We start from the raw sequence: 12,127 nt of genomic DNA on the forward strand, positions 1-12,127 counted from the left end.
GCGCCTAGGTGACCGGTTTCGCCCAGGGGAGCGGCCGTCCGTCCACGTCGTCGGTGAGTTCGACGCCGAGCATGGCCGAAAGGGTCGAGCCCAGATCGACGACGTCCAGATCCGGCAGTTTCGCGCCCGCTTCGAAACCGGGGCCGCTGGCGAGCAGGAGCCCGTCCGGCCGGTGGTCTCCGGTGCGCCAGTGCTCGTCCGGGCCGTAGACGACGCCGGTCTTGGGTGACCAGACCGTCTCGATCGGCCCGGTGCGGGCCCAGTCGATCAGCAGATCCGGCAGGGTGTCGTCGGCTTCCCGGTCGTAGTGGTCGCTCGTGCGGGAAACCTCGCGCACGACCGGTTTCCCGGACGCGACGTTCACCAGCGACAGCAGGTCTTCGGTCAGCTGCTCGCAGACGGCCTCGTACTCGGCCCCGGGCCGGACGACGCCGTGCGGCTCGCGGCCCGCCAGGTTGATCCGCACCCCGCCGAAGACGAAGTTGTTGGGAGACAGGTAGAACCGCTGCTTCGACCGCTGTTCGGCGGTCGCCCAGTTCGGCACCGCGGGCAGCGGGGACGCCGCCAGCCGCTTGCGCAGCAAGGGCATCGCGGCCGACGCGAGCTTCGTCCTCAAAGGACCGGGGAGCGCGGAGTAGACGCGTTTGGCCTTCGTCATCGCGCCGCCGCCCCGCAACCCTTCGGTCTCCACGGTGTCGAGGAGCCGCAGGATCTCGTGCAGCAAATGGCTTCCCTCGTACCGTGATCCCATGCCGTGGCTCAGCAGCACGAAGACCGTGGTGTCCGGTCCGGTCAGCGCGAGATGCTCGCCGATCGCCTTGTCCAGCTCGCGGTAGACCGCGCGGATCGGGTCCAGCTCCGCGGCGAGCGCGACGTCGTGGTCGCGGTGCGCCGGGTCGTGCAGATGCCATTGCTGATGGCCGATGCTGTGGGATTCCCCGTACACCGAAAGGAAAAGATCCCAGCCGCCCTCGGCGAGCAGCTTCGTCGACACCTGGGTCTTCTGCCCGATCCCGGCGACGAGCCCGTTGGTCAGCGCGCGTTCCTCGTCGGGTGTCCGATGTGGACCTTCGCGGTGGAGGTAGTCGTCCGGTGCCCAGTCGCGGACCAGATCGGGTTCGGCGGTGAGGATGGGCGTGAGCCCGAAGTCTGCCTCGATCTCCTTCGCCAGCTCCGGCGGCGAGGTGTGGAAGCCGAAATGCCGGTCGTGGCAGGCGTATTCGCTCACCATGACCCCGTTGAGCGGTTTGTCCGCGCGGGAATGCGGGACGTCGAGCACGGCGACGCGTTTCCCGGCGCCGGACAGCGTCTCCCAGAACGGGGTCCCGCGGATTTCCAGCGGGCTGGTCAGCCGCCGTTCGTAGGTTTTGGTGTCGACCTCTTCCCAGCAGTGGAAACCGGTCCGCGCGGCGGTGCGCGCGGTGAAGAAACTGCTCCACAGCGAGCCGACGAACAGGCCGTAGGGATTGTGCGTGGTCGCCGAAGCGCTGGTTTCGAGCAGACGCGCCAACGTCGGCACTTCGCCGGCGGCGGCCAGATCGCGGATCGTGTCGGGATCGCAGGCGTCGAGGGCGACCACGAGGATCTTGGCGGGCTCGGTCATGGTCGGTGCTCCGGTCCTGAATGCTTGCGGCGGATGGCCGCGAAGTCGTCGTCGTAGGTCGGGCCGTGGGACAGCCGGTCCCCGGAAGTCGTGGTGTAGTAGCAGGAGATCGCCGGGACGACCAGGGGCGCGCGGTCCGCGGTCAGCGCCAGGAGCAGATCCCAGTCGCCCATTTCGACCAGCGATTCGTCGAACCGGGCTTCTCGAAGGCCCGCCCGATGCGCGACGGCGCCGATGTCGGCGAGATTCTCCCGCAGCAGGGTCTTCCGGTCGTAGCGGCGCAGGAACAAGGTCGGCAGACCGCCGATGTCGTCGATCACGAAGCCGCCGTAGGCCGCCGTGATCTCCGGATGCTCGCCGAAGGCCCAGCCCAACGCCTTGAGCCACAACGGATGCATGGTGTTGTCGTCGTCGAGGTAGGCGACCACGTCGCCGGTGACCTCGGCCAGCCCGGCGTTGCGGGCGGCGCAGACGCCGCCGTGCTCGACCCGGATCGAGCGGATACGCGGGTCCTCGAAACCGGCGATCACCTTCGGCGTGGAATCCGAACTGGCGTCGTCGACGATCACCAGTTCCCAGTTCTCGTAACGCTGCGCCAGCACCGAAGCGACGGCGCGCGGCAGCAGCGCGGCCCGGTCGTGCGTGGGCAGGACGATCGAGATCTTCGGTGCGGCAAGGAGTTCGTGCTGTTCGATCCAGTGCGTGAACGTGCGGACGTCACGAGCGGCTTCGAGGCTCTCGGTGCGGAGGTGCAGGCCTTCGAACGCGGTGTCGTGTCCGCCGAGCCAGGCGTCGAGCGCTCCCTGCCGTGCGTCGAGGGCGGCCTGCCGGTCCTCGACGGTGGAGATACGCGCGTCACCGTCTCGCAAGGCTTTGCCGTGATCCTCGAGCCAGGCCGTGCGATGTTCCAGTGTCGCGCGCAGCCGCTCGATCTCCGCCGCCTGCTCCGCGAGCGCGGACCGCAGCTCGGCGATTTCCCCGTTTTCCGCGTGGCGGCGGTCGTCCCTCGCCGCCGCCACGATCCGTCTCAGGCGTCTCACCCGGTGCACCCTAGTGCTTCGGGTGCGTGGAATCACCAGCCCGACGGAAGCGGACGTCCTTCCGCGAAGCCGGCGGCGGACTGGATCCCGAGCAGCGCGCGCTCGTGGAACTCCTCCAGCGTCCGGGCTCCCGCGTACGTGCAGGCCGAACGGACACCGGAGCCGATGGAGTCGAGCAGGTCCTCGACGCCGGGCCGAGCCGGGTCCAGTGCCATCCGCGACGCCGAGATGCCCTCTTCGAACAGGCCCTTCTTGGCGCGCTCGAAGACGTTGTCCGTACGCGTGCGGGCGCCGACGGCGCGTTTCGACGCCATGCCGAACGACTCCTTGTACGGCTTGCCCTGCTCGTCGTAGCGCAGGTCGCCGGGGGATTCGTGGGTGCCCGCGAACCACGAGCCGACCATCGCCGCCGACGCGCCGGCGGCCAGCGCGAGCGCGACGTCGCGCGGATGCCGCACGCCGCCGTCCGCCCAGACGTGTTTGCCCAGTTCACGCGCCGCGGCCGCGCATTCGGCGACGGCTGAGAACTGCGGCCGCCCGACGCCGGTCATCATCCGGGTCGTGCACATGGCGCCGGGGCCGACGCCGACCTTGACGACGTCCGCGCCCGCGTGGATCAGGTCGCGCGTGCCCTCCGCGGTGACCACGTTCCCGGCCACGATCGGGACCCGCGGGTTCACCGACCGGACGGCCTTGAGCGCGGAGATCATCTTCTCCTGGTGGCCGTGCGCGGTGTCGACCACCAGCACGTCGACGCCCGCCGCGAGGACGGCCTCGGCCTTCGCCGCGACGTCGCCGTTCACGCCGATCGCGGCGGCGACGCGCAGGTTGCCGCCGTCGTCGACGGCCGGGGTGTAGATCTCCGCGCGCAGCGCGGCGATCTCGGTCAGGACGCCCGCGAGCCTGCCGTTCTCGTCGATGCCGAGCGCGAGACGGCCACCGTGGTCGTGCAGGCGCTCGAACACCTCGCGGGGCGGAGTGTCCAGCGGGACCGTGACGACCGCGGGCTCCGCGACGTCGGCCAGCCGCGCGAAGCGGTCTACGCCGGCGCAGGCCGCTTCGTCCACGACACCGACGGGTTTGCCGTCCTCGTCCACCACGACGACGGCGCCGTGGGCACGTTTGCCGACCAGGTTCAGCGCGTCGGCCACCGCGTCGCCGCCGGTCAGCACGAGCGGGGTGTCCCACACGGTGTGACGGCTCTTGACCCAGGTGACGATGTCGGCGACCGCGGCGGCGTCGACATCCTGCGGCAGGACGACGAGCCCGCCGCGCCTGGCGACCGTTTCGGCCATCCGGCGGCCGGCGACGGCGGTCATGTTGGCGACCACGATCGGGATCGTCGCGCCGGTGCCGTCCACAGTGGACAGGTCGACGTCGAAGCGGGACTCCACGTCCGACCGGTTCGGCAGGAGGAACACGTCGTCGTAGGTCAGGTCGTGAGCGGGCCGATGCCCGTCGAGAAAGCGCACGAGGCCCCAGGATACCCGCGTGGGACACTGGCGGCATGACGGACCGGGACCGTGACGAAGCCGGACGAGCCCGCAACGCGCGCCCGCGGGACGGTCTCGGCAGGCCGCTCCCGTACGGCGCCGACGGTGTCGAACGGCAGCCCGAGGGCATCGAACGCAGCCCGGAGGACACCATCTCCGAGGCACAGCGCCTGCTCGACGCGGGCCGCCCGTTCCACGCGCACGAGGTGTTCGAGGACGCGTGGAAGTCCACCGACGGGCCGGAGCGGGAGCTGTGGCGCGGACTCGCGCAGCTCGCCGTGGGCCTGACCCACGTGGCCAGGGGGAACGGCAACGGCGCGGCCTCGCTGCTGGAGCGTGGCGCGGACAACATCGAGCCGTTCCGCGAGGCCGGACCGCACGGGATCGACGTCGCGGGGTTGCAGGCTTGGGCGCGGGCGATGGCGGAAGAGGTGAAGGTGCGGGCGCGGGTGGAGCCGGCCGCGCCGCGCCTACTCGGCCAGTAGCGCCGAACCCGAGCGGTACAGCTCGATCAGCAGCGGTCGCAGTTCCTGTCCCGCCGGTGTGAGCCGGTAGCTGGTCCGGCTCGGAAAACCCGGCAGCTCTTCGCGGACGGCGAGGCGTCGCGCGGTCAGGTCGCCGAGGCGTTCTGTCAGCACCTTCGCCGACAGGCCGGGCAACGCCGCGCGTAGATCGCTGAAGGACTGAGGCCCGCCCATCAGCTCTCGCAGCACCAGCGTCGTCCAGCGGCCCGAGATCGCGGCGAGCGCGACCTCGACCGGGCAATCCGGCTCCGGCCGCCGGGTGCGGCCACGGGCGTCCGGGACGAGTTCGCCGTCGAAGGTTTCCGTTTGGTGACCTGCTTCGCGGTCGGGTTCGCTGTCCGCATGACGCATTCCTCCAGTGTGCCTTTGACCACTGAAGCCGCCGAACATCCCTTCGTCTTCCAGGCCGCCTTCAACACCGGATCCGCCGAAATCCTCGACACGGTCTACGAACCGGGCGCCGTGTTCGTCCGCCGGGACAGCGTGCGGGTGACTGGCGCTGAACGCCGGGCCGCGAACGGCGGGATCCTCGCGCTCGGGCGGCCGATCGAGGTGACGCCGCGCCAGGTGCACGTCGCCGGTGACCTGGCCCTGTTGATCGTCGACTGGAGCATCGAAGGGCACCTCGCGGCGACGGCGACCGACGTCGCGAGGCGTGGCGAGGACGGGCTCTGGCGCTACGTGATCGACAACCCCTTCGGTATCGACGCACCTTGAGTACTCGACATACCGCGAGTATGTTACTTCGAGTAGGGATACTGATCGGTAGGTAACGGCGGGAGAAAGCGCGATGAGCGAGCCCAAGGAACTGCTGGCCGAGCCGCTGAAACTGCGCTGCGGCGCGACCCTGCCGAACCGGCTGGCCAAGGCCGCGCTCAGCGAGCAGCTCGGCGACCGCCGCAACCGGCCGACCGCGGAGCTGACCGAGCTGTACCGGACGTGGTCCCGCGGCGGCGCCGGAACACTGATCACCGGCAACGTCATGGTCGACCCCACCGCGCTCGGCGAACCGCGCAACGTCGCGGTGCCGCGGGAACCGGACGCGACCGGGTTCAAGCCGTGGGCGCGGTCGGTCGACGGGACCGAGACCCGGCTGTGGGCCCAGCTCAACCATCCGGGCAGGCAGAGCCCGCGCTTCCTGTCCCGTCAGCCGGTCGCGCCGTCGGCGGTGCCGTTCGGCGACCGCGGCATCCGCTCGGTCTTCGCGACGCCGCGCGCGCTCACCGTCGGCGAGATCGAGGCGATCATCGACCGGTTCGGCGTGGCCGCGCGGACCGTCGTCGACGCCGGGTTCGCCGGTGTCCAGATCCACGGCGCGCACGGGTACCTCGTGTCACAGTTCCTCTCACCGCTGACCAACCAGCGCACCGACGGCTGGGGCGGCGACGCGCTCCGGCGGCGGCGGTTCCTGCTCGAAGTCGTCGCCCGCGTGCGCGCCGAGGTCGGCGACGCCGTCCCGATCGCGGTCAAGCTCAACAGCGCGGACTTCCAGCGTGGCGGTTTCAGCGAGGAGGACTCGCTCGAAGTCGTCCGCGAACTCGGCGAAGCGGGCATCGACCTGCTGGAAGTCTCCGGTGGGACCTACGAGAAGGCCGCCATGATGGGCTCGGCCAAGGCGAGCACCCTCAGCCGAGAGGCCTACTTCATCGACTACGCCGCGAAGGCGCGGCAGGTCACCGACGTCGCACTGATGGTCACCGGCGGCTTCACCAGCGCGGCGGGCATGGCGGAGGCGCTGCGTTCCGGGGCGCTGGACGTCATCGGTCTCGGCAGGCCGCTGATCGTCGACCCGGCGCTGCCCGGACGGCTGCTCGGCGGCGAGGACGTCCGTGCCCGGCGCACGGCGCCGAAGACCGGCATCCGGCTGGCGGACAGCCTGCTCGAGATCCAGTGGCACACCCAGCAGATGCATCGCGTGGCCGCCGGGAAACCGGTGGACCCGCGGCTCGGCGCGGTGCGGACGCTAGTACGTGCCGGCGTCGCGGATCCGCTCAACGCTTTCCGCCGGGTCCGGGGCTAGGTAGTCGTCCACGTCGTCGCGGCGGCTGAAGGTGCGGTCGAAACCGACCGCGGCCGCCGCGAGGCCGATGAACAGCACGCCGATCAGCACGCAGTTGAACGCGACGCCGCCGTAGCCGTTGATGCCCGGATCGACGAACGGGTACGGGTAGAACCCGATGAGCGCGCCGCGCACCAGCGTGACGGCGAGCCAGGCCAGCGGGTACAGCAGCGACCACCACAGGACCCGCCACGACAGCTGGCCGCGCGGCCCGAACAGCAGCCAGCCCGCGACGCACATCAGCGGCGACACCTTGTGCAGCATCGTGTCGGCGAACACCGCCCAGCCGTGCAGTTCGTACAGATCGGCGAGCGCGACCTGGAAGACGACGCCGGTCACGGTGATGCCGACGAGCCCGGTGAGCCGCAATACGCCGAACCAGGTCGAGCGGCCGGCGGCGCCGAGCGCGAGCAGCAGGCCGCCGACGCCGACCAGGATGTTCGAGTCGATGGTGAAGAACGCGAGCAGGTTGGCCACCCGGCCGGCCGGGGTGTGGAAGGTGCCGCCGGTGGTGCCAGCGGAGACCGGGATCTGCGCGGCGAGCCCGGCGATCACCACCAGCGCCGTCAGGCCGGACCAGGCACGCGCGATCTTGGAAGCCTGCATTCGCCCACTTTATGGGTGACCGGGTGGAGACGTCCCGTCACCACCGCACGCCGCCACTCGATCGGGGGCGGGACGCCGCACGGTCTTCCCGGCCATCGGGTCATATCGTGGGAACCGATGGACGTCGAGCGGAGGCCCGGACGCCGCGGCCGGGTCGCGCGGGGTCCGGCGGAGGACAGCGGACCCGTCGCCGAGTTCGCGCGACGGCTGTGGGAGCTGAAACGGGCCGCCGGTGACCCTTCCTACGACCGGATGCGCGACGAGTACGGCGCGCTCGCGTCGAAGTCGGCGCTTTCGGCCGCGCCCGCGGGGAGCGGCTGCCCAGCTGGGAAACGTCCTGGGAGTTCGTCCGCGTGCTGGCCGCCGGGGTGCTCGGCGGCGACGAGGACGAGGTCCGCCACGAATGGCGCGGCGAGTGGGAACGCGCGCGGGACGCGCTGATCGCCGGTGCCGTGCCCGAACCCGCGCCCGAAGCCGCGCCGGAGCGGTCCCGCCGGACGGCGTTCGTGCTCGCCGGGGCCGTGGCGCTCGTGCTCGTCGCGGCACTGGTGTTCGTCTTCGCCGCCCCGTTCGGTTCCGAGCCCGCCGCACCGGCCGGTGACGCGTCGGAATTCGTCGCCGACGTGACCGTGCCCGACGGCAGCGAGGTCGCGGCCGGGTCGGTCTTCGTGAAGACCTGGGAATTCCGCAACGCGGGAACGGTCGGATGGGTGGGCCGCTATCTGGTGCGCGCCGGTTCGTTCGGGAATCCCGGCGAATGCGCCACACCCGAACGCGTCCCGGTTCCGCAGACCGCGCCCGGCGAGCGAGTGCGGGTCTCCGTCGAGGTGCGTGCGCCCGACCGGCCAGGGCATTGCCAGGTGTACTGGAAGATGGCCGACGAACAGGGCCACATCCTGCTGCCGAACACCCGCGCCGTGTTCTTCTCGGTCCGCGTCATTTGACTTTCCGGGCCGATGGCCAAAGCGCTGACCTGCGCGGACATTGGTTCTTCGGCCATGGCCATTTCGCGGCCGTGAATCGCTTCCGACGCGGCTTGCGGCGCCCTTAACGTCATCGGCGTCCGGGAATCCCGGACGGGGATTTTCCGAAACACTCTCACATTATTTGCGGAAAGGGAATCCATGCGTCCGTACGTCAAGGTCGCCGCACTGGCCGGGGCCGCGCTCACCGTGGCGCTCCTGCCTGCCACCGCCGCACAGGCGGCTCCGGCGCCCGCTTCGGGCAGTGATCCGATCATTACCTGCGAATCCGGCTATCACGGCTGGATGCGCCGGGCCGGAAAAGACGCGATCTGCCTCAAACCGGGCACGCGCACCTGGGACGTCAAGGTGTTCGAATGCGCCGGGGATCTGACGGTGCATTTCAAGAACGGCGAGAAGGCCTATTGCGGGGGAAACATGAAGATCGGCCTCGACCTGGCCGTCCAGTCCAATGTCGTCAAGACCGTTGTGGGGAACCGATGAAGAAGAAGCTGTTCGCCGTCGTCCCGGTCGCGCTGGCCGCCACCCTGCTGATGGCGCCGTCCGCTTCGGCGGCGTCGAAGGTCTGTGAGGGCGGACCGTTGATGGGCGGGAAGACAAAGGTCGTCGAGGTGAGCGCGGGGCAGAGCATCGACATCACCGTGCACAACCACGACTACCGGGGAATGCTCGTCCAGATCATCGACGACGTCTTCGACAAGGGCCTCTGGAGCGGGGCCATCGCGCCGGGCAAGGAGCGCACCGTCAAGCACGGCGTGCTCGGGGAGCCACCGGTGTATCACAAGATCCGCTTCGAGGTGACCTCCAACCTTTCGAACAACTACACGTACAAGATCTCCTCGGACCGCTGCTACTGACGCGTTTCGTCCTCTGGATGCGGTCGCGGTCGTCGTGAGTGGCGGCGCGCCCGGTGGCGATGCCGGGACCCGGGCGCCCCTCGACGATGTAGGAATCGGGACACTCGACGTCCCGATTCCTGCATCGTCAACACGCGGCACGCCGAGCGGCCGTCCCTCGCAGGGGCAGGTGGTTCGCGTGTGGAGGATTCAGGACACTCGACGTCCCGAATCCTCCACACTCGACCGGTCCGCTTTCGTCCTCTGGATGCGGTCGTTGCACGCGCAAGGACCGCATCCAGAGGACTAAATGCGGGGAGGGGTCAGGGTTTGAGGAGGCCGCGGACGGTGTCGATGGTGTCGGCGTCCGCGGCCTCCTTGTCCGGCCGGTACCGCACGACCCGCGCGAAGCGCAGCGCCAGCCCGCCCGGATACCGCGTGCTCACCTGAGCCCCGTCGAGCTCGATTTCGACGACGAGCTCCGGCCGCACGTGGACCGCCCAGTCCGTGCGGTGCGTCTCGATCTCCTGGAACGTCTTCGTCTGCCAGGCGAGCAGCTCGTCGGTCATGCCCTTGAACGTCTTGCCGACCATGATCGGCGGGCCGCCGTCGGGGTCGCGGGCGCCCAAATGCAGATTCGACAGGGTGCCGGTGCGCCTGCCGTGCCCCCATTCCGCGGCGAGCACGATCAGGTCGATCGTGTGCACCGGTTTCACCTTGAGCCACGCGCGCCCGCGGCGCCCCGCCGCGTACGGCGAAGCGAGGTCCTTGACCATCACGCCTTCGTGCCCGGCGGCCATCGCCGCGTCCAGCACGTCCCCGGCCGAGGCGGGCCTGACCTCGCCCGGGATGACGTGTTCGCCCGCGACCCGGCGCAGGGCGGCGTTCCGTTCGGAGAGCGGCGCGTCCAGCAGGTCGGTGCCGTCGAGGTGCAGGCAGTCGAAGAAGTACGGCCGCAGCAACAGCGCCTTGACCTGCTCCTCGCGGCTGCTGCCGAACCGGCTCATCGTCTGCTGGAACGGCCTTGGCCTGCCGTCGTCGGTCAGGGCCAGGGTCTCGCCGTCGAGTACCACCGACGTGCACGGCAGGGACCGCACCAGGTCCACCAGTTCGCCGACGCTGTCGGTGATCTCCCGCAGCGTCCGCGTGTAGATGTGCACCTCGTCGCCTTCGCGGTGGACCTGGATCCGCGCGCCGTCCATCTTGTACTCGACCAGTGCCTCGGCGTGCTCCGTGATCGCCTCGTCCAGCGACTCCGCCGGGGAGGCCAGCATCGGCCTGATCGGCCTGCCCAGCGCCAGTTTGAACTCCGCCAGCCGCTCGCGGCCGCCCGTCATCGCGGCCAGGCCCGTCACCGGGAGCTGCCCGGACAGCATGAACGCCCGCCGGACGTCCTCGGCCGGGATCTCGGACGCCGCCGCGATGGCGTCCACCATGATCCCTTCGAGCGCGCCCTGCCGGAGCTCGCCGGTGAGCAGCCGGAACAGGAACTCCTGCTCCTCCTTCGTCATCTTGGTGAGCAAAGCCCGCAGTGTGTCTGCGCGCAGCTTCACCGACCCCGAACCCGACGCCGCCCCCACGGTGTCGAAGGCCGTGTCGACCTCGGACACGGTCAACGACGGCTCGGCGGCCGGGGCCGCGTCCAGCGCGGCCAGTGTCCGCCAGCCGGTGCCGATGCGGCCCTGGGTCAGCTGCCCGGTGAGGAACGCGATGACCGCGGGCAGCTCCAGTTCGCCCGCGGCACGCAGCACCGCGGCCAGGGTGGCGATCTTCGCCTTCCTGGACCTCGTGGCCGCCAGCTCGGCCGACGCGGTCACCACCGCGGTGAGCAACATGGATCCATCATGGACCCGGGCACCGACAGTTTCGCGTTCAAGCGTGCTCTTCCCGGTCAGCGTCTTTCCCGCAGTACATGAAGGGGGCCTTCACGTACTTGGAGCTGGCTAGGCGTGCGCGGGATCGGCGACCCAGCTGGCCAGCAGGCGGAGCGCGCGTTCGCTGTCGGAGCCGGGCTCGGCGGTATAGATCACCAGGGCCTGGTCGGGATCGTCGGGCAGGCGCAGCGTCTCGTAGCGCAGCCGGAGCTCACCCACGATCGGGTTGATCATCACCTTCCACGCGTGCGCCTTCTCGCGCACGGTCTGCTTCGCCCACAGCTTCCGGAAGTCCTCGCTGCCGAGGGAGAGTTCGCCGACCAGCTGGGCGAGGTACGGGTCGTCCGGATACCGCCCGCTCTCGGAGCGCAGGTTCGCGACGATCTCCTTCGCCACGGTTTCCCATTCGGGGTGCAGCTCGCGGGCCTGGTCGTCGAGGAAGAACATCTTCGGGATGTTGCGTTCCCCCGCCGGCCGCGAGGCGAAATCGAAGGACAGGGCGGCGCCGAGCGGGTTCCAGGCCAGCACGTTCCCGTAGCGGCCGTAGACGAGCGCGGGGGATTGGAGGGCGTTCAGCATCGTCTGCAGTTCCGGCCGGAGCCGCTGCGCCCGCGGCCGCGCGACGCGTTTGCGTTTCGGGGCGGCCAGGTTGCGCAGGTAGGTGTCCTCGTCGCGGTGCAGCCGCAGCGCCCGGCTCAGTGAGTCGAGGACGGAGTCGGACACGTTGCGCGCCCGGCCCTGCTCCAGCCGCGTGTAGTAGTCGACGCTGATCCCGGCCAGCTGCGCCAGCTCCTCGCGCCGCAGCCCGGCGACCCGCCGCTGGTTGAACCCCGTCGGCAGGCCGAGATCCACCGGGTCCAGCGCGGCCCTGCGTGCCTTGAGGAAGTCGCCCAGTCCGGCCGTTTCGGTCATGTCGACAAGTATCCCGGATCTCGTGGCGCGGGTGCCTGGCCCTGGCAGACCCAGTCTTGGGCTGGGTGGGTCGCGAAAGCCACTTTCGGGACATCGCACGTCGCGAAAGAAGCTTCTATGTCAAGTCTGCTTTGAGTGCTTGGTAGATGGTGTTGGTGAGGTGTCGTTTGAGTGCTCGGAGTGCGGCTTTGGTGGTG

14 protein-coding genes are annotated in these 12,127 nt (G+C 70.0%); 7 read left to right on the plus strand and 7 right to left on the minus strand.

What is annotated here, in order from left to right:
• Positions 1 to 4: 4 nt before the first annotated feature.
• From ACFWIW_RS09810 to ACFWIW_RS09820, 3 genes are read right to left on the minus strand one after another with little or no spacing between them, the layout of a single operon-like run.
• Positions 5 to 1,603 (minus strand): alkaline phosphatase family protein, encoded by a 1,599-nt coding sequence (locus tag ACFWIW_RS09810; protein WP_378368033.1) that lies wholly within the window; start codon positions 1,601 to 1,603, stop codon positions 5 to 7.
• The gene (locus tag ACFWIW_RS09815; protein ID WP_378368034.1) at positions 1,600 to 2,643 is read right to left on the minus strand and encodes a glycosyltransferase; all 1,044 of its coding nucleotides are present in this window, start codon (positions 2,641 to 2,643) and stop codon (positions 1,600 to 1,602) included. The genes ACFWIW_RS09810 and ACFWIW_RS09815 overlap by 4 nt, the downstream gene beginning before the upstream one ends.
• A gap of 32 nt (positions 2,644 to 2,675) precedes the next feature.
• A complete protein-coding gene (locus tag ACFWIW_RS09820; protein ID WP_378368035.1) occupies positions 2,676 to 4,115 on the minus strand; it encodes a GuaB1 family IMP dehydrogenase-related protein in 1,440 nt (479 codons plus the stop codon).
• Between the two features lie 35 nt (positions 4,116 to 4,150).
• Between ACFWIW_RS09820 and ACFWIW_RS09825 the strand changes: the two genes are divergently transcribed.
• On the plus strand, positions 4,151 to 4,621 hold the full coding sequence (locus tag ACFWIW_RS09825; RefSeq protein ID WP_378368036.1) for a DUF309 domain-containing protein: 471 nt from the start codon (positions 4,151 to 4,153) through the stop codon (positions 4,619 to 4,621).
• On the opposite strand, the gene ACFWIW_RS09830 is transcribed toward ACFWIW_RS09825, so the two are convergent.
• Entirely contained in the window at positions 4,607 to 5,011 is a 405-nt protein-coding gene (locus ACFWIW_RS09830) for a winged helix-turn-helix transcriptional regulator (RefSeq protein WP_378368037.1), read from the minus strand. The genes ACFWIW_RS09825 and ACFWIW_RS09830 overlap by 15 nt on opposite strands.
• Before the next feature lie 9 nt (positions 5,012 to 5,020).
• Here ACFWIW_RS09830 and ACFWIW_RS09835 point away from each other — a divergent pair, with 9 nt between their 5' ends.
• Together ACFWIW_RS09835 and ACFWIW_RS09840 are read left to right on the plus strand one after the other, a co-directional pair.
• Positions 5,021 to 5,377, plus strand: a complete 357-nt coding sequence (locus ACFWIW_RS09835) for a YybH family protein (RefSeq protein ID WP_378368056.1) — start codon at positions 5,021 to 5,023, stop codon at positions 5,375 to 5,377.
• Between the two features lie 73 nt (positions 5,378 to 5,450).
• The gene (locus ACFWIW_RS09840; RefSeq protein ID WP_378368038.1) at positions 5,451 to 6,680 is read left to right on the plus strand and encodes an NADH:flavin oxidoreductase/NADH oxidase family protein; all 1,230 of its coding nucleotides are present in this window, start codon (positions 5,451 to 5,453) and stop codon (positions 6,678 to 6,680) included.
• Here ACFWIW_RS09840 and ACFWIW_RS09845 read toward each other — a convergent pair.
• Complete coding sequence (locus ACFWIW_RS09845; RefSeq protein WP_378368039.1) at positions 6,624 to 7,325, minus strand: Pr6Pr family membrane protein; 702 nt, start codon at positions 7,323 to 7,325, stop codon at positions 6,624 to 6,626. The genes ACFWIW_RS09840 and ACFWIW_RS09845 overlap by 57 nt on opposite strands.
• Before the next feature lie 117 nt (positions 7,326 to 7,442).
• Between ACFWIW_RS09845 and ACFWIW_RS09850 the strand changes: the two genes are divergently transcribed.
• From ACFWIW_RS09850 to ACFWIW_RS09865, 4 genes are all read left to right on the plus strand, one after another.
• Positions 7,443 to 7,766, plus strand: coding sequence for a hypothetical protein (locus tag ACFWIW_RS09850; protein ID WP_378368040.1), 324 nt, complete (start codon positions 7,443 to 7,445; stop codon positions 7,764 to 7,766).
• A complete protein-coding gene (locus ACFWIW_RS09855; RefSeq protein ID WP_378368041.1) occupies positions 7,679 to 8,269 on the plus strand; it encodes an NBR1-Ig-like domain-containing protein in 591 nt (196 codons plus the stop codon). Before ACFWIW_RS09850 ends, ACFWIW_RS09855 begins: the two co-directional genes overlap by 88 nt.
• Before the next feature lie 180 nt (positions 8,270 to 8,449).
• Positions 8,450 to 8,791, plus strand: coding sequence for a hypothetical protein (locus ACFWIW_RS09860; RefSeq protein WP_240599773.1), 342 nt, complete (start codon positions 8,450 to 8,452; stop codon positions 8,789 to 8,791).
• On the plus strand, positions 8,788 to 9,165 hold the full coding sequence (locus tag ACFWIW_RS09865; protein WP_378368042.1) for a hypothetical protein: 378 nt from the start codon (positions 8,788 to 8,790) through the stop codon (positions 9,163 to 9,165). The genes ACFWIW_RS09860 and ACFWIW_RS09865 overlap by 4 nt, the downstream gene beginning before the upstream one ends.
• A gap of 302 nt (positions 9,166 to 9,467) precedes the next feature.
• On the opposite strand, the gene ACFWIW_RS09870 is transcribed toward ACFWIW_RS09865, so the two are convergent.
• Together ACFWIW_RS09870 and ACFWIW_RS09875 are read right to left on the minus strand one after the other, a co-directional pair.
• The gene (locus ACFWIW_RS09870; RefSeq protein WP_378368043.1) at positions 9,468 to 10,979 is read right to left on the minus strand and encodes an ATP-dependent DNA ligase; all 1,512 of its coding nucleotides are present in this window, start codon (positions 10,977 to 10,979) and stop codon (positions 9,468 to 9,470) included.
• A 108-nt stretch (positions 10,980 to 11,087) separates the two neighbouring features.
• On the minus strand, positions 11,088 to 11,930 hold the full coding sequence (locus ACFWIW_RS09875; RefSeq protein WP_378368044.1) for a helix-turn-helix domain-containing protein: 843 nt from the start codon (positions 11,928 to 11,930) through the stop codon (positions 11,088 to 11,090).
• Between the last annotated feature and the right edge of the window lie 197 nt (positions 11,931 to 12,127).

Source organism: Amycolatopsis sp. NPDC058340 (genome assembly GCF_042723975.1).
In the GTDB taxonomy this organism is placed as follows: domain Bacteria; phylum Actinomycetota; class Actinomycetes; order Mycobacteriales; family Pseudonocardiaceae; genus Amycolatopsis.